Below are 15,872 nucleotides of genomic sequence, written 5' to 3'. Positions count from 1 at the left end.
GAAGGCCCTCTTCCCCGAATGCGCGCCACCTACCACGAGCATCATAGGAGCATGCCCCCCGCCACCAGCATGGCAAGCATCGCGAGCTCGGCCCATTGCAGAAACCATCCGGCCAAATCCCCCGTCACCCCGCCGAAGCGGGACAGGGCAACATGGCGGTACCACGCGAGCGCCAAAAGCCCCGCCATCGCCATAAGGGCGCCGACGGCCTGAGCGCACGCGACCATCCCTGCAGCCGAAGCCGCAGCGAAAGCGCAAAGCGGCACGACGATCGCCGCGCGCTTCTTCGCAGGCGAGAGCCCCGCGGCCATGCCGTCCGCCCGCGCGGCAGGCCAGCATTCAACGGCGAGCCCCGAAAGCGAGCGGGAGAACACGAGCGAGCACGGAAGCGCGAGGAACGCCCCCGCCGTAAGCGGCAGCGCGGTGAACAGGGAAAACTGCAGAATAAGGTACACAACAACACCGATGACCCCGAAGGCGCCCGCCCGCGGGTCGTGCATGATCTCGAGTTTTCGCTCGCGCGGGGCCCAACTTGCAAGCGCATCGGAGGTGTCGCAGAGCCCGTCTAGGTGGATGCCTCCCGTCACCGCCACAGGCAGCGCCACGAGCACGGCCGCGACGATGGTCGCGGGCACGCCGAGCAGGTTCGCAACGTGTCCCCACGCCGTCATGAGGAACCCTTCCGCAAGGCCCACCAGGGGAAACGCGGCAAGCGCATGGGTTGACCCGAAATCGGTCCAGGCCGATTTCGGGACGGGGATGCGCGAGAACGTTCCGAACGCCGCGCCGATTGCCTCTGCTATCTTCACCTTGTAGGTCCTTCACCTTTCATCCACACGGGAATCCCGCATACCACTTCGACTGCGCGGTCGGCCAGCGCCGCCACGCCCGCGTTCACGCGCGCGAGCGCGCGCCTCCATGCCTCGGTCCCCTCATCGTAGCGCATCCCATCGGCGAACACGTCGACGGTGACCACCACCGTATACGCAGCGGCCTGAGCGAGCCGTTCGATGCCTCCGAGCACCTCGCGCGCCGCAGCGTCGGGGTCACGCGGGGACAAGCCGCCTTCCGCGAAAAGCTCGTTCGCAACCAGGTTGCCCACGTCCTCCAAAAGTAGCGTGCAGCCGCGCGGAAGCCCGGGCACTGCGGCGCCCACGTCACGCGTGCGCTCGAGGGTGGAAAACCCCTTGCCCTCGCGCAGCGCCCGATGGCGCGCGATGCGGCGGGCGCCATCTTCCCCGAAGGGCTCCATCGTTGCCAGGTACACGCGGGGGCCGTCGTGCCCGAGGCACAGGGACTCGGCGTAGGCGCTCTTGCCGCTCGCGGCGGCGCCGATGACGAGCGTCACCGTCATTTCCCGGCCTCGAAATGCTCGTAAGCAGCCATGCCAGTCGCCGTGAACGTCTTCCCATCCCGGTACACGCGCAGCGCAGAATCCAGAAGGGGCAGATACGCCATGGCGCCCGCACCCTCGCCCAAGTGCATGCCTGCGTCGAGGGGCGCCTTTATGCCGAGCTCGCGAAGGAGCTCCCGGCTTGCGGGTTCGCTTGATGCGTGGGTGCCCACGAGGTAGCCCAAGGCGTTGGGGCACAGGCGCACCGCGCACAGGGCCGCCGTGCAGGATATAACCCCATCGAGGAGCGCCGGCGCCTTCGAGGCCGCGGCCCCCAGGTAGAAGCCGCACATCGCCGCGATGTCGAAGCCGCCCACCTTCGAGAGCACGTCGATCGGGTCGGCGGGATCGGGCGAGTTCGCGTCGATAGCGCGCTCGACCACGTCGCGCTTGCGCGCGAGCGAGGCGTCCGAGAGCCCCGCGCCGCGCCCGACGAGGCTCCGCGCGTCCGCCCGGATGAGCACTGCGGCCACCGCCGCCGAGGTGGTCGTGTTGCCGATGCCCATCTCGCCCGCGGCGAGAAGGCGCACGCCGGCGCGGGCAAGCCCGCACGCGACGGCGATTCCGACCTCGATCGCGCGCAAGGCCCCATCTCGAGACATAGCGGGGCCGTGCGCGATGTTGCCACTCCCCCGCCGCACGTTCGCGCGCACCATGCGCGCGTCTTCTATGCCCCGGGCCATACCCACGTCGACGGGCACGACCTCGGCACCCGCGAACGCCGCCATGCGGCAGGCGCTCGTGGCCCCCTCGCACATGTTGCGCGCGACGGCTCGCGTCACGTCTTGCCCGCTTTGCGACACGCCTTCGGCAACGATCCCGTTGTCGGAGAAGAATACCGCGAGCGCACGGGGAAACTCGGCCACCTCGGCGCTCCCCTGAGCTGCGGCGATACACGCGACGGCGTCTTCAAAGTCGCCCAATCCCCCCAAGGGGTGCGCGATGGAGTCCCACGCGGCGTACGCGGCGGCGCGGGCGCACTCGTCTGCGGGCTCGATCCGGGAGAGCGTGGCTTCGAGCACGGCGCCCGGCGCCGACGAGAACGCGCGCTCGACTTCCTCGCGGATGCAGGCAAGCGCGGTTTCGGTTGCTTCAGCCATGCCGTCTCCTCTCTGCAAACGACGCTGCGGCAGACGCGAACGCGCGCGCAACGTCGGGGTTCGCAGGATAGTACACATGCGGGAAGCCCGCAACCAGGGACGGGGTGGTCGACATGCACGGCCAGCCCTTGTCGCGCCGGGGCTTCTGCGCCCAGAAGTCGCCGCCCGGGCAGGTGGACTGCCAGTAGTGGAACTCGTGCGCGTGGATGCGTGTGCCGCGCGGCCCGTAGAGCCCGTCGCGTTGGGAAGTGAGCTCCACGTACCCGAAATGGGACAGCCTTCCCCCGTTCTCGCTCGCGCCCTCAAGGGCGCCCGCAACAGGCCAGCGCCGCCCCTCGCTATCGGCGATTTCGCGCTGCAGGTACAGAAACCCACCGCATTCGGCGACCGTCGGCATGCCGAATTCCACCGCGCACCGCACCGCCTCGCGCATCGGCGCGTTCTCGGAGAGCTGCCGCGCATGGAGCTCCGGGTAGCCGCCCCCCAGATAGAGGGCGCTTGCCCCCCGGGGCAACTCGCTATCACACAGGGGGCTGAAAAAGGCCAGCTCGCAACCCAGGTCCTCGAGCGCGCGCAGGTTCTCCTCGTAGTAGAACGAGAACGCCTCGTCACGCGCGACGGCGACGATGGGCCGCGCTCCCGCGATCGGCTCCAACCGGTAAGGTTCCTCGCGGATATCGGGTGCCGTCGCCGCTATTTCAAGCAAGCGGTCGACGTCGACGCTCTTTTCCACCAGCTCGGCCATCTTGTCGATGCGCGCGGAGAGCTGCTCGACCTCGTCGGCGGTCACAAGCCCCAGATGCCGGCTTTCGAGCGAGAACGCCTCGTCGGCGGGGATATTCCCCAAAACCGCGACGCCCGTGTGCTTCTCGATCGCAGGCGCCGCGTAGGCGCAGGCAGCGGCGCTCGTCTTGTTCAGCACGACGCCGCGCACGTTCGCACAAGGCAGGAACTCGGCGATGCCGCGGATTACGGCGGCGAGCGATAAAGACGCCCCGCGCCCGTTCACCACTAAAACGACCGGCGTTTCCGTGTCGCGCGCAACCTGATAGCTGCTCGCGTCGGCCACGCCGGGCGCCATGCCGTCGTAGAAGCCCATGACCCCCTCGAGCACCGCGACATCCGCGCCCGCGGCGCCGCGTGCGAGCAGGGCGCGCAGCGTCGGGGCGTCGGTGAAGAAGCCGTCTAAGTTGCCCGAGCGCGCACCCACGACGCGGCGATGAAAGAGCGGGTCAATGTAGTCGGGGCCGCATTTGAAGGCCGCGCACGCAAGACCACGGAGCGCGAGCGCGCGCAGGAGCGCGCACGTTACGACCGTCTTGCCGCTCCCGCTCGAGGGCGCAGCGACCATGAAGCGCGGGATGGACGTAATCACCGGGCGCCGCCTTCCCCACCTGCGGCGTTGCAATTAGCAAGCGAGACCACCTCAACGGATGGGTTCCCCTCCGCAGAGGGGTCCTCGCCGACAGGCGATTCAGCAAGCGCCCCGACTTCGGCAAGCTCCTCGGCATCCGCGGCCGCACCACGCGCGCTGACGAGGAACACGGGGTTTTGCGCCTTCATAAGATGGTGCGAGCCTACAGCCTCGGCGCGGGCGGCCGACACCTGGCACGCCTCGAACCCCTTAAAGCGCGAACCCGAGAGGAGCGCGCACGCCTCGGTGAGCGTCTCAACGGTGACGCATGGCACGCACAGGCGAACCTGCGAGTTCTTCTCGAGAGCCGCCTCCACGATGGAGGGAAGCTCGCCCGCGCTCCCGCCGACGAACACGGCGTCGGGGACGGGCAGTTTCGCGAGCGCTTCGGGGGCGACACCGGGGACCGCATGCACGTTGCCGCACCCGAATGCATCCGCGTTCTCTCGGATGAGCCGCACGCCGGCCGCGTTGCGCTCGACCGCCCATACCGACCCCGCTCGCGCGACGAGCGCCGCCTCGATCGACACGCTCCCCGTGCCGGCGCCGACATCCCACACGGTGTCGGTCGCGGTAAGGCGCAGCTTCGCGAGCGCGACGGCGCGCACCTCCTGCTTGGTCATGGGAACGTCGCCGCGGATGAAGAGCTCGTCGGGAATGCCCGAGGAAGCGTACGGCCAGCGGGAGCTCGCGGCGCGGAATGCGCCCGCAGAGACCGCCACGAAAGAAGCCGCCGCGGGCGCAGACGCGCCGGCCGGCGCCTCGGAGGCTGCGCTAGAGCCCGCAGGCGACCCGGCGCAGTCTGTGAACTCGATAAGCATCACGTTCAAGTCGTCGAACGTCTGACCTGCGATTTCACTTGCGGTCGCGCAGGTGATGCGCTCGTCGGGGTACGACAGGCGCTCGGCCACCGTCACGCGTGCGTCCCCGAAGCCCGCCTGCACAAGCTCGCCCGAAAGTCGCGAGGGGTCTTCCCCGCCCGACGTGGCGAGGAAGAGCTCACCTGCGCGCTCGGCCTCGGCCACAATGTCGCACGCCACGCCGTGAGCGCTCACGAAGCGCCAATCCTGCCATGGACGCGCGAGGCGCGCGGCGAGATACGACGCTGAGCTTATGCCGGGAATGACGCGCACGTCCACCTGCGCGTCGCCGGAGAGCGCCTCCACCAAGCGGCGCGCGCCGCTGAACAGCCCCACATCGCCCGTCATCACGACCACGGCGCGCTGCCACGACGCCGCATCGGTGAGCGCGGCGACGATGTCCGCCGTCTTAACGAGCTCGCATCTCACCACGTCGGGCGGCACGTCGATGCCGACGAGCGCGCGATGAGCGCCGATGACCACGTCGGCGATGTCGATCGCGTCGAGCGCCGCGCGCGAGAGCAAGTCGGGGTTTCCGGGCCCCGCCCCGATGATCGTTACCTTTCGCATGGAATCTCCCGATACCCGCGCGGCGTGACCATACGGCCGCCTACGCGCTTCGTGTCCGCGTTGCCGACGAACACGGTAGTGAACATGTCGGCGTCGAACTCCCCCAGCACGGAGAGCCTGCACATGCCCGATTGCTGCCCCTCGCGCCCGATGTTACGTACCCAACCGCAGAGCGTGTCGGGGGCCTTCCATTCGAGCATAATCTTCGCCGCGCGCGAGAGCCTGTCGGCGCGCTTTCTGCTGCGCGGGTTGTACAAACAGATGCAGAAGTCGGCGCTCGCCACGGCGGCGAGCCTGTGCTCGATGACCTCCCACGGCGTGAGCAGGTCGGAAAGCGACACGACCGCGAAATCGTGGGCAAGCGGGGCGCCGAGCACCGCCGACCCGCTCTGAGCCGCGGTGGCCCCGGCGATAACTTCCACGTCTACATCGGGGTAGTCCTCCGCAAGCTCCAGCACGGGGCTCGCCATGCCATACACGCCCGCGTCACCGCTGCACACGAGCGCCACCGCTTCTCCACTCTGCGCGCGCGAAAGCGCCACGCGGCACCGTTCGACCTCGTGCATCATCGGCGTCGCGAGACGCGCCGCGTCGGGCACGGCGGCGAGCGCGAGCTCCACGTATTTCGTGTACCCCACAACGATGTCGACCGCCTCGAGCGCGCGCCGAGCCGCAATCGTCATGCCGTCGGGGCCGCCCGGGCCGATCCCCACTACGAAGAGCTTTCCCATCACCGCTCCTTAAACGAAAGTTCGATAGTTACCTTGGAAAACGCGACGGTCACGCCGCCGTGAGCGAGCTTCGGGAAGATAAGTATGCCCCCGTCCGCGAGCGCCGCACGCTCGCACACGTTGTCGACTCCCACCGTCGCGCGCACGAAATCAGATGGCGAAACGCTGCCTTCGACCTGCGACAACTCCTCTGCGGAATACGTCGCGAGCGGGATATTGCGCGCGCGGCAGAAGGCGAGCAGACCCTCCTCGCGCGCCTTCACGTCGATCGTCGCCGCCTCGCACACGGCCGAAGGCGAGATACCCGCCTGCCCGCACGCGAGAAGAAACGCCTCCCCGATCGCTTCGGCGCACGCACCGCGGCGGCACCCTATGCCCACAACGATGCAGGGCACGACAAGGCGAAGCGGCTCGGGCGCAGGCGCCTGAGCCCGCACGCCCGCCGGCTTCCCCGTCTCACCGGCGGGTACGACCTCGCCCGTTGTCTCCGCCGCGCGAACGGACGCACCTGCATTCGCGCCAGCGAACGGCGACACGACGATATCGGCCCGAGCGCGGTCGGACGCAATGTCAACCCCCTCAGGCGGCTGTCCCGAAATCGGCATGTCGGAATAGAGCGCCACGCGCCCGCCCGAAAGCAGCCGTGCCGACACTCGCTTGATAGCCTCGGGATTCGAAACAGCGAGCCCCGCACAGCGCGCCCACGTATCCACCGCCCACACGCCGCGGACGTCGGTCGCCGTGGTGATGACGGGGATGGCCCCTGCCGCGCGTGCCACAGTTTGCGCAAGCTCGTTCGCACCGCCCAAATGCCCCGACAAAAGTGGGACGGCAAAGCGCCCCGCCTCGTCGATCACCACAACCGCGGAATCGGTTGCCTTCGAGGCGACATGCGGCGCGATCGCCCGCACGGCGATGCCCGCCGCGCCCACGAACAGAAGCGCGTCCGACGCTTCCCACGCGAGCGCCGTCCATGCGCGCAGGTCGGCCTTCCCCTCGCCGAACCCGCGCGAAACGGAAACGTCCCAGCCAGGGTCATCCTCACCTGTCTGCGCGCAATCGGAAAGCGCGCGTGCGGTGCGCTCCGCCAACGCATATCCCCTCTCAGTGAACGCTATGCAGGAAACCCTCATCTAGCGCACCACCATCGTCGAGAAGTAGCTGCCCCGATCGGGCACATCGTCGAGCGAGCGGTACACGCGCTCGCCCGGAAGCCCACAGTCCTCTACGAGCTCGGAACCGTCGAAGGCGCCCTCCTCGCGAAGGATGCGCTTCGTGTCCGCAAGCGAGCGGCGCGCCTTCATGACCACCTTCGTCCCCGGCCAGCCGATTGCGCGGCGCACGTCGTCGTAGCCGCCGGACACGATGTGCAGAGGCGACGACATCTCGGGCGTGAGGTCGCGCTCGAGCGCTGCGGCGACCGCGCAGAAGCTCGGCACGCCGGGAATGGCGCGCGCCTCGAACCCGCGGGCGCGCACGTCGGGCGCTATGCGCTGGAAGGTGGCGTAGATGCTTGGGTCCCCCAGGTTCAGCAGCGCGACGTCGCGGGCCGCATCCAGGTGCGCGACAAGCTCGCGAACAAGCGAGGCATGCTCGGCCGCGCGGCGCTCGGCGTCGCGCGTCATCGAGAATCGCACGGGGATCACCGTCTTGCCTGTAAGGTCGACGGCGCCGAGCACGATGTCGAGCGCGACCATGACCCCGTCCGCCGTCTGCGGTGCGGCGATGACCGGACACGATTCGATTGTGCGGACGGCCTTGATCGTGAGCAGCTCGGGGTCGCCAGGCCCCGTGCCCACCCCGTACAGCACGCCTTTACTCATACGTCGCCCCCAATTCCCCGATAACTGCATCGGCGCCCGACGTGCGGAAAAGCTCACAGCGCTCGGCGTCGAACACGACCGCGGCGATGTCGCATGCGCCCGCCGCGCGGCGGCGCAACCTGTCCTCGATTGCCGCAGCGAGCGAGGCGCGCGCAGCGTCCCCCACGCCGGCGGCCTCGATTACCTCGAGCGCCGCCGTGGTCGTGACCGACGACATGATCTCGCGCACGGTCTTCGCGCCCGCGCCGGCCAAGGCCGCGTGGGCGGCCAGAATCTCCGCGCGGCAGTCGGCGGTACGCGAATGGGTGTCCATGATGCCGCCCGCGACCTTCACCAGCTTGCCGATGTGTCCCACAAGAAGGACATTGGTAAATCCCTCGCGAACGCAGCAATCAATCGCATCGCCCACAAAGTTGGAGATGAAGACCACCGGCGCACCGTTTAGGTGGAAATGCCCCGAGATGAACTGCGCGCCGTAGTTGCCGGGCGTGAGCACGACTCCGCGCCGCCCCATAGCCGCATGCTGCCGGATCTCGAGCTCGATGCTGTCGCGCAAGGCAGCGAGGCTGCGCGGCTCGACGATGCCCGTCGTGCCCAGGATGGAGATGCCGCCCTCTATCCCCAGGTGCGGGTTGAAGGTCTTTCCGGCAAGGGCAACACCCTCGGGTACCGAAATCGTCACAGCAATATTTCCAGAAAAGCCGTGCGCGGCGCACACCTCGCGCACCGCCGAAGTAATCATCGTGCGCGGCGTCGCGTTGATGGCGGCCGCCCCCACCGGCTGCTCGAGCCCGGGCAACGTCACGCGCCCCACGCCCACGCCGCCATCGACGGAAACTTCCGATTCGCGCGCGGGCACACCCTTGCTGCCCGCAGCGCCCGCGCCCGACCCCGCATGTCCCACGCGCGCGTACACGAGCACGCCGTCGGTCACATCGGCATCGTCGCCTGCGTCCTTTCGCACGGCGCACTGGGCGCACCCCTCGCCGATGCATGCGTCGACCACGTTCGCCTCGACGGGCAGCCCGCCGGGGGTGACGATCGACACGCGGCCGACGGGCTCTCGTGACAAGAGCATCTCGCAGGCCGCCTTCGCCGCGAGCGCGGCGCAACTCCCCGTGGTGTAGCCGCAGCGCAGGCGCGTCGTCCCGGTATATATGTAGTGCTCGAAGGCCACGCTAGCTGCTCGCCTTCCGATACCCCGTGGCAAACGAAGGGTCGTAAAGCTTGCTGCGCTCATACGACTCCGCTTGCGCGCCGTTGTGCGCAAGCCCGCCGCGAGCTCCGAGCACACGGCCCACCACCACGAGCGCGGTGCGGTCGATGCCCTCTCGCGCGCCCGCATCGGCGAGCGTGCCCACTGTGCATCGCACCACGCGCTCCTCAGGCCAGGTCGCCTTGTACACGAGCGCCGCCGGCTCGTCGGAGCTGCGGCCCGCGGCCAAAAGCTCGGCGGAAAGCTCGGCGAGCATACCCGAGCTCAGGAAGATGACCATAGTCGAGCCGCTTTCCGCCATGGTGCGCATGCCCTCGCCCGCGGGCATGGGGGTACGTCCGGAAAGCCGCGTGATCACGACCGACTGGCTGATTCCCGGCAGCGTGTATTCCTGGCGAAGCGCCGCCGCGGCACCGCAAAAGCTCGACACGCCGGGCACCACCTCGTAGTCCACGCCGCGCACGTCGAGTGCGTCCATCTGCTCCTGGATGGCGCCGTACAGGCACGGGTCGCCCGTGTGCAGGCGCACCACTTCCTCGCCCCGCGCATCCGCCGCGCACATCACGTCGAGCACTTCCTCCAAGGTCATGTGCGCGCTGTCGTAGACGATGCAGGATTCCTTGCACTCGGCGAGCAGCTCGGGGTTCACAAGGCTCCCCGCCCAAACGACCACGTCGGCCGCGCGCAGAAGACGAGCCCCGCGCAGCGTGATAAGGTCGGCGGCGCCCGAGCCTGCGCCAACGATATGAATCATCCGAGCCTTCCCTTCCCGTTTCTCATCGCAACCGTTTACGCCGCCATTCGCGCAGCGGGCAAAACACGGCGCCTGCGGCGGCAATCGGCGCAAATACGCAGGCAGGAGGCGCAATGCAGCCCGCCCTGGCTTTGACACGTTCACAAGTGCCCACTATCATAGTAAAAGTTTCGGCAACGAGCATATGACAATCGGATAAAAGGAAATGACCGGCGCGGCGCCCGCACAGCCCGCGCTGGCTTGCGGAGGGAACCAGGTGGGAATCCTGGGCAAGGGACATTACTGTATAGGACGCGCGGGCGAACCGCCTCGCGCCCCAAGCCAGACTGCTTCGCCTTTTCCTCACGGCATCGCCGTGGCGTTAGCTCCTTGTGAACCCCGAGGGGTGCGCTTTTCTTTCGCTTGTGCCGACAAGCAACTGTCGCCGGGGGACCGGCAAACCGAGGAAAGGAAAAACCATGTCCGACCAGATGTCACGCCGCGGCTTCATGGGCGCCGCAGCAACCGGAGCCGTCGCGCTCGCCGGAGTCGCGCTCGCGGGCTGCTCCAACACCTCCGCGAGTTCCGGGAAATCGAGTGAAAAGGAGAAGGCCGCGAAGCCGGTCATCCTCGTCACGAGCTTCGGCACGAGCTACAACGACTCGCGCCACATCACCATCGGCGCCATCGAAGACGCTATCCGCGAGAAGTACTGGCAGGACTATGACATCCGCCGCGCCTTCACCGCGCAGATCATTATCGACAAGCTGAAGAAGCGCGACGGCATCACGATCGACAACATGACCGAGGCGCTCGACCGCTGCGTGGAAGACGGCGTGAAGGAAATCGTCGTGCAGCCGACGCATCTCATGGCTGGCCTGGAATACTCCGACGTGAAAGACGAGCTCGACAAGTACGCCGACAAGTTCGACAAGATCTCGCTCGGCGACCCGCTGCTCACCTCCGACGACGACTACAAGAAGGTGGCCGCAGCCATTAAGGAGAACATGGCGTCCTTCGACGACGGCGAGACGGCGCTGTGCCTCATGGGCCACGGCACCGAAGCCGATTCCAACGCCGACTATGCCAAGATGCAGGAAGTGTTCAAGAACGAGGGCTTGACGCAGTTCTTCGTCGGCACCGTCGAGGCTGAACCGACCTGCGAGGATGTTATCGCCGCTGCGAGCGCCGCAGGGTACAAGAAGGCCGTGCTCGCGCCGTTCATGGTGGTCGCGGGCGACCACGCGAACAACGACATGGCAGACGAGACCGACCCCGACAGCTGGGCTGCGAAGTTCGTGGCCGCCGGCTTCGAAGTGACGTGCCTGCTCCAGGGCCTGGGACAGAACGCCGCGGTTGACGACATCTACGTCTCGCACGTGGACGACGCCATCGCCAAGCTGTAAACTCGCCGCGCACGGAGGCGCCGGTTGCGTCCCCGTGAAACGGGCATGCGCCTTCCCGGACCGACGGCGCATGCCCGTTTCATTCGCATCCCGCCCGCCCACCGCACGGCGCGGGAGGTCAAACCGATTGAAAGGAACCCCCCCCCTTGTTGAAGAAAACCCTTGTCTTCGCCCTGTCGGCGGTGCTTTGCGCGTTCTCGCTCGCCGGCTGCGCCGGAAATTCGAGCGACAGCGCAAAGGCAAGCGATGCCGATTCCCAGGAAAAGACCGAACAGGCGGCCGATGCGCCCGAGGGCGCAAGCGCTGCCCCCATCACCGCCGACAAGGTGGCCGACGGCACCTATCCGATCACCGTAGATTCCAGCTCGAACATGTTCAGGATTGTGGACGCCCAGCTCATCGTGGAAAACGGCTCCATGCACTGCGTGATGACGCTTTCCGGCACGGGCTACGGCAAGCTCTTCATGGGCACGGGCGACGAGGCTGCCGCCGCGAGCGAGGCCGACTTCATCCCCTATGTGGAAAACGCGGAAGGCAAGTACACCTACGACGTGCCCGTTGAAGCGCTCGACGAGGACACCGCCTGCGCCGCGTGGAGCATTAAAAGGGAGCGGTGGTACGACCGCACGCTCGTATTCGAATCCGCCGGCGTCGATCTGCGCGCCAACGCACTGAAGTAACGCCATGCGGTCGATTCTTCCCAAGGGGGAAAACAGGAAGCGCCGCAGCATCGCGGCGCGCGTAATCGCCTGCGTTCTCGTCGCCCTGCTCGCGCTTCCCTTCGCGGGGTGCAGTGCGAGCCCAAACGCGACCGGTGCCACGGCGGGCTCTCAGGAATACACTGTGAGCGTCTCGCTTTCCGGCGGGTCAGGGCGCGCAAGCATCGCCTCACCCACCACAATTGTGAAGGATGGCGACACCTACACCGCGACCATCACCTGGTCGAGTTCGAACTACGACAAGATGACCGTCGACGGCGTGGACTACGCGCCCGTAAACGACGGCGGCAACTCCACGTTCGAGATACCCGTCACGCTCGACGAGGACATCGCCGTGTCGGCCGAGACCGTCGCCATGTCGACGCCGCACACCATCGACTACACGCTCTACTTCGACCCATCCACCATGAAGGAAAAATCGGGCGACGATGCAAGTGGCGGCTCCCCTGCGAGAACGGCTTCAAGCGCCGCGGCCGACTTCCACAACGCCGATTTGGGCTGCGGCTGGGAGCCGACGGGGACGCTTCAGCTTGAATACGCCAAGCACTTCACTGTCGACGAGTTCGAAGGCGGCCTGCGGCTTATCTGTGTTTCGAACGGAGAGCGCTTCCTCGTGGTGCCGCAAGATGCGAAGGTACCTGATGGGTTGAGCTCCGACATCGCGGTCATAAGGCGCCCCGCCGACAAGGTGTACCTCGTGTCATCGGCGACGATGTGCCTGGTCGACGCGCTCGATGCGAACGACAATATCTTCATGTCGGGCACGAAGGCCGACGATTGCTCGGTCGTGGGCTTCAAAAGCGCACTCGAAAGTGGGGCGATCGCCTACGGCGGCAAGTACAGCGCGCCCGACTACGAGCGAATATCGGCCTCGGGCTGCACGCTCGCCATCGAGAACACCATGATCAACCACACGCCCGATGTGAAGGAAAAGCTGCAGAAGCTCGGGCTCGTCGTGCTCACCGAACAGTCGTCGAGCGAGCCCGAAGCACTCGGGCGCGTTGAGTGGATTAAGCTTTTCGGCGTCCTATTCGACAAGGAAGACGAGGCCGCGCACCTGTTCAACGAGCAGAAGGCCCGCGTCGAGCAAACGTCGGGGCTCGCGTCGTCAGGTAAAACCGTGGCGTATTTCTACATTAACTCGAACGGGGCCGCCGTCACGCGGCGGGCGGGCGACTACGTGGCGCAGATGATCGAGCTTGCAGGCGGCAGCTATGCGCTCGATGACGCGCAGACGGCGTCGACGTCAGGTTCGTCAGTAACGCTCGAAATGGAGCGCTTCTACGCGACGGCGAAGGATGCCGACATCATCGTCTACAACGGCACCATCGACGAGTCAGTTACCACCTTGAACGACTTCGTAGGCAAAAACGCGCTATTGTCGCAGTTCAAAGCCGTGAAGAACGGCAACGTCTGGGTCACAAGCGCCGACATGTACCAGCAGATGACTTCTACCGCCGACATTATCGACGAGCTGCACGGGGCGTTCACCGGCAATGACGCGAGCGACTTCCATTATCTGAGGAAGCTCGGTTAGCACCATGAGAAGCCGGCTTTCCATGGCATACGACGAATCGGGGCGCGCCGCGCGGTGTCGCGTCGTGACGGCGCTGCTCGCTGTTGCCCTCATCGTGCTCGTCGGGGCCAACCTGTGCATCGGGAGCGTGCTCGTGCCCGCAGACCACATCCCCGGCATCCTTTCGGGCGGCGCGGCCAATTCCATGGAAAGCCAGGTCATCTGGGAGATTCGCCTGCCGCGCGTGCTTTCAGCCGTGCTTCTCGGCGGGGCACTTTCGCTTTCCGGGTTCCTGCTGCAGACGTTTTTCAACAACCCCATCGCCGACCCGTTCATCTTGGGCGTCTCCTCGGGCGCAAAGTTCGTCGTCGCGCTTACGATGATCGTACTTCTAGGCGCGAACCAGGCCATGTCCTCGCCGGCCATGGTGGCCGCAGCGTTTCTGGGCTCGCTTATCACCATCGGCTTCGTGCTCCTCATCGCACGGCGCATAAGTTCCATGGCCATGCTCATCGTGGCGGGCGTCATGGTGGGATACATCTGCTCGGCGGCGACGAACTTCCTCATCGCCTTCGCCGACGACCAGTCCATCGTGAACCTGCACAACTGGTCTTTGGGTAGCTTCTCGGGTTCGAGCTGGGACGACATCGCGGTCATCGCGGTCGTGGTGGTCACCGTGAGCGCATGCGTATTCGCGATATCGAAGCCCCTTTCCGCCTTCCAGCTGGGAGAAGCCTACGCGAAAAGCGTCGGCGTGAACGTCGAACGCTTCCGCGTGGTGCTCGTCCTTCTAGCGAGCATGCTCTCCGCCTGCGTGACCGCGTTCGCTGGTCCGGTGTCGTTCGTAGGCATCGCGGTTCCGCATCTCGTGAAGTCGGCGCTAAAGTCGTCGAAGCCCATCCGCGTGATTCCTGCGTGCTTCTTGGGAGGCGCCATCTTCTGCGCGGGCTGCGATTTGATCGCGCGCACGCTGTTCTCTCCCGTCGAGCTTTCCATCAGCGCCGTCACCGCCATCTTCGGCGCTCCGGTGGTTATCGCGCTCATGTTGAAGAAGCGGGTGAGGTAGATGGGGGAATTCGTGCCGCGGCCCAAAACGCTCGGAGGGGACATTCCATGCTTAGACAGTCCTGAGCTCGCACGAAAGCGCCAGAAGGCACTTTCGGCTCGTGCGGAACTGCGCGCGGAACGCCTCCTCCGAGCGGAGCCGAACCTCGAAACTACGGTCGAAACGCAGGCTGACGGAGCGCCGCTTTTCCACATAAGCGACCTGTCGGCGGGCTACGACAAGAAGGTCGTAGTCGAAGGCGTCGATCTGGAGGTTCGCGCGGGCGACGTCGTGGCGCTCATCGGGCCGAACGGCTCGGGCAAGTCGACCATCTTGAAAACCATCACACGCCATCTGGCACCGCTTGCCGGCGCGGTCGAGCTCGACGGGCGGGAGGTTTCCCGATGGAAGACGGCGGAGTTTGCAAGGAACCTTGCCGTTATGCTGACAGATCGCCCCCGGACCGAGCTCCTCACCTGCCGCGATGTCGTAGAGGCGGGAAGGCACCCCTACACCGGGCGAATGGGCACACTCTCGCCCGACGACCAAAGTCGGGTCGACGAGGCCATGAAAACCGCACATGTGGAAGAGCTCGCCGAGCGCGACTTTATGCAGATAAGCGACGGGCAACGCCAGCGCGTCATGCTCGCACGCGCCATCGCGCAGGATCCGCGCGTGCTCGTGCTCGACGAGCCCACGTCGTATCTCGATATCCGCTACCAGATCGACCTGCTGCGAATACTTCGCCACCTTGCGAAATCGCGGAATGTGGCTGTCATCATGTCCATCCACGAACTCGAGCTCGCGCAGAAAAGCGCCGACAAGGTGATTTGCGTGAAGGACGGCCGGGTCTTCCGCGCCGGCGCACCCGAGGACATATTCACGCGCGAGACGATTGGCGAGCTCTACGGCCTTCAACATGGCACCTTCAACGAGCGCTTCGGCAGCGTGGAAATTGGACGCCCGCACGGCGATGCGCACACATTCGTCATCGCCGGCGCAGGTACGGGGTCGGCTGTGTTTCGCCAGCTCATCCGGCAGGGCAAGGCGTTCTACACGGGCGTTCTGCACGAAGGGGACATCGACTGCGAGCTCGCGCGCGACCTGGCGGCGGAATGCGTGGCCGAGCGCGCCTTCGAGCCGATCGGGGATAGAACCATGGCCCGCGCCAAAGAGCTCCTCGTCCACTGCGCGCGCCTTATCGTGTGTCCCGCCGCCTTCGGCACCATAAACGCCCGCAACGCAGAGCTCGTCGAGTTCGCACGCTCGCACGGTATCGAGGTCATGCGAGCGTGCGAAGGCGCATCGGAGGATTCCCAATTGGAGTGGGAAGGATAAACTGGGCT

The 15,872-nt window shown here is 66.5% G+C and carries 15 protein-coding genes; 5 read left to right on the top strand and 10 right to left on the bottom strand.

Annotated elements, in window-relative coordinates; genetic code table 11:
- Positions 1 to 41: 41 nt before the first annotated feature.
- The 10 genes from DW112_RS05565 to cobM are packed head-to-tail and all read right to left on the bottom strand — an operon-like array spanning position 42 to position 9,861.
- Positions 42 to 809, bottom strand: coding sequence for an adenosylcobinamide-GDP ribazoletransferase (locus DW112_RS05565; protein ID WP_118328511.1), 768 nt, complete (start codon positions 807 to 809; stop codon positions 42 to 44).
- On the bottom strand, positions 806 to 1,354 hold the full coding sequence (locus tag DW112_RS05560) for a bifunctional adenosylcobinamide kinase/adenosylcobinamide-phosphate guanylyltransferase (RefSeq protein ID WP_089571793.1): 549 nt from the start codon (positions 1,352 to 1,354) through the stop codon (positions 806 to 808). Before DW112_RS05560 ends, DW112_RS05565 begins: the two co-directional genes overlap by 4 nt.
- On the bottom strand, positions 1,351 to 2,493 hold the full coding sequence (gene cobT / locus DW112_RS05555) for a nicotinate-nucleotide--dimethylbenzimidazole phosphoribosyltransferase (RefSeq protein WP_118328510.1): 1,143 nt from the start codon (positions 2,491 to 2,493) through the stop codon (positions 1,351 to 1,353). Before cobT ends, DW112_RS05560 begins: the two co-directional genes overlap by 4 nt.
- The gene (locus DW112_RS05550) at positions 2,486 to 3,868 is read right to left on the bottom strand and encodes a cobyrinate a,c-diamide synthase (RefSeq protein ID WP_233545869.1); all 1,383 of its coding nucleotides are present in this window, start codon (positions 3,866 to 3,868) and stop codon (positions 2,486 to 2,488) included. The genes cobT and DW112_RS05550 overlap by 8 nt, the downstream gene beginning before the upstream one ends.
- On the bottom strand, positions 3,865 to 5,337 hold the full coding sequence (cbiE, locus tag DW112_RS05545) for a precorrin-6y C5,15-methyltransferase (decarboxylating) subunit CbiE (RefSeq protein ID WP_117637725.1): 1,473 nt from the start codon (positions 5,335 to 5,337) through the stop codon (positions 3,865 to 3,867). The genes DW112_RS05550 and cbiE overlap by 4 nt, the downstream gene beginning before the upstream one ends.
- The gene (gene cobJ, locus DW112_RS05540) at positions 5,325 to 6,068 is read right to left on the bottom strand and encodes a precorrin-3B C(17)-methyltransferase (RefSeq protein ID WP_118328509.1); all 744 of its coding nucleotides are present in this window, start codon (positions 6,066 to 6,068) and stop codon (positions 5,325 to 5,327) included. The genes cbiE and cobJ overlap by 13 nt, the downstream gene beginning before the upstream one ends.
- Complete coding sequence (locus tag DW112_RS05535) at positions 6,068 to 7,201, bottom strand: cobalt-precorrin 5A hydrolase (RefSeq protein ID WP_117637723.1); 1,134 nt, start codon at positions 7,199 to 7,201, stop codon at positions 6,068 to 6,070. Before DW112_RS05535 ends, cobJ begins: the two co-directional genes overlap by 1 nt.
- Positions 7,202 to 7,867 (bottom strand): precorrin-2 C(20)-methyltransferase, encoded by a 666-nt coding sequence (cobI, locus tag DW112_RS05530; RefSeq protein ID WP_199585327.1) that lies wholly within the window; start codon positions 7,865 to 7,867, stop codon positions 7,202 to 7,204.
- 16 nt (positions 7,868 to 7,883) lie between these two features.
- Positions 7,884 to 9,068, bottom strand: coding sequence for a cobalt-precorrin-5B (C(1))-methyltransferase CbiD (cbiD, locus tag DW112_RS05525; RefSeq protein WP_233545868.1), 1,185 nt, complete (start codon positions 9,066 to 9,068; stop codon positions 7,884 to 7,886).
- A 1-nt stretch (position 9,069) separates the two neighbouring features.
- Complete coding sequence (gene cobM, locus DW112_RS05520) at positions 9,070 to 9,861, bottom strand: precorrin-4 C(11)-methyltransferase (protein ID WP_118328508.1); 792 nt, start codon at positions 9,859 to 9,861, stop codon at positions 9,070 to 9,072.
- Between the two features lie 458 nt (positions 9,862 to 10,319).
- On the opposite strand from cobM, the gene DW112_RS05515 reads away from it, so the two are divergent.
- The 5 genes from DW112_RS05515 to DW112_RS05495 all read left to right on the top strand — a co-directional run bounded on the left by DW112_RS05515 (position 10,320) and on the right by DW112_RS05495 (position 15,864).
- The gene (locus tag DW112_RS05515; protein WP_118328507.1) at positions 10,320 to 11,246 is read left to right on the top strand and encodes a sirohydrochlorin cobaltochelatase; all 927 of its coding nucleotides are present in this window, start codon (positions 10,320 to 10,322) and stop codon (positions 11,244 to 11,246) included.
- Positions 11,247 to 11,395: 149 nt separating this feature from the next.
- Positions 11,396 to 11,926, top strand: a complete 531-nt coding sequence (locus tag DW112_RS05510; protein WP_233545867.1) for a hypothetical protein — start codon at positions 11,396 to 11,398, stop codon at positions 11,924 to 11,926.
- A 4-nt stretch (positions 11,927 to 11,930) separates the two neighbouring features.
- A complete protein-coding gene (locus DW112_RS05505) occupies positions 11,931 to 13,502 on the top strand; it encodes an ABC transporter substrate-binding protein (RefSeq protein ID WP_147351829.1) in 1,572 nt (523 codons plus the stop codon).
- 22 nt (positions 13,503 to 13,524) lie between these two features.
- Entirely contained in the window at positions 13,525 to 14,547 is a 1,023-nt protein-coding gene (locus DW112_RS05500) for an iron ABC transporter permease (RefSeq protein WP_055250426.1), read from the top strand.
- Positions 14,548 to 15,864, top strand: a complete 1,317-nt coding sequence (locus tag DW112_RS05495; protein WP_118328504.1) for an ABC transporter ATP-binding protein — start codon at positions 14,548 to 14,550, stop codon at positions 15,862 to 15,864.
- Positions 15,865 to 15,872 lie beyond the last annotated feature (8 nt).

This window comes from Collinsella sp. AM09-41, from assembly GCF_003473245.1.
GTDB lineage: Bacteria > Actinomycetota > Coriobacteriia > Coriobacteriales > Coriobacteriaceae > Collinsella.
Note: the sequence above shows the minus strand (reverse complement) of the source record. Positions and strands in the feature narration are given on the sequence as shown.

What these genes read in the sequence shown, in the direction of transcription:
- cobM (WP_118328508.1), bottom strand. Translation starts at nt 9,861, where the DNA reads ATGATTCATATCGTTGGCGCAGGCTCGGGCGCCGCCGACCTTATCACG.
- DW112_RS05495 (WP_118328504.1), top strand. Translation starts at nt 14,548, where the DNA reads ATGGGGGAATTCGTGCCGCGGCCCAAAACGCTCGGAGGGGACATTCCA.
- DW112_RS05535 (WP_117637723.1), bottom strand. Translation starts at nt 7,201, where the DNA reads ATGAGGGTTTCCTGCATAGCGTTCACTGAGAGGGGATATGCGTTGGCG.
- cobJ (WP_118328509.1), bottom strand. Translation starts at nt 6,068, where the DNA reads ATGGGAAAGCTCTTCGTAGTGGGGATCGGCCCGGGCGGCCCCGACGGC.
- cbiE (WP_117637725.1), bottom strand. Translation starts at nt 5,337, where the DNA reads ATGCGAAAGGTAACGATCATCGGGGCGGGGCCCGGAAACCCCGACTTG.
- DW112_RS05560 (WP_089571793.1), bottom strand. Translation starts at nt 1,354, where the DNA reads ATGACGGTGACGCTCGTCATCGGCGCCGCCGCGAGCGGCAAGAGCGCC.
- DW112_RS05505 (WP_147351829.1), top strand. Translation starts at nt 11,931, where the DNA reads ATGCGGTCGATTCTTCCCAAGGGGGAAAACAGGAAGCGCCGCAGCATC.
- DW112_RS05500 (WP_055250426.1), top strand. Translation starts at nt 13,525, where the DNA reads ATGGCATACGACGAATCGGGGCGCGCCGCGCGGTGTCGCGTCGTGACG.
- cobT (WP_118328510.1), bottom strand. Translation starts at nt 2,493, where the DNA reads ATGGCTGAAGCAACCGAAACCGCGCTTGCCTGCATCCGCGAGGAAGTC.
- DW112_RS05515 (WP_118328507.1), top strand. Translation starts at nt 10,320, where the DNA reads ATGTCCGACCAGATGTCACGCCGCGGCTTCATGGGCGCCGCAGCAACC.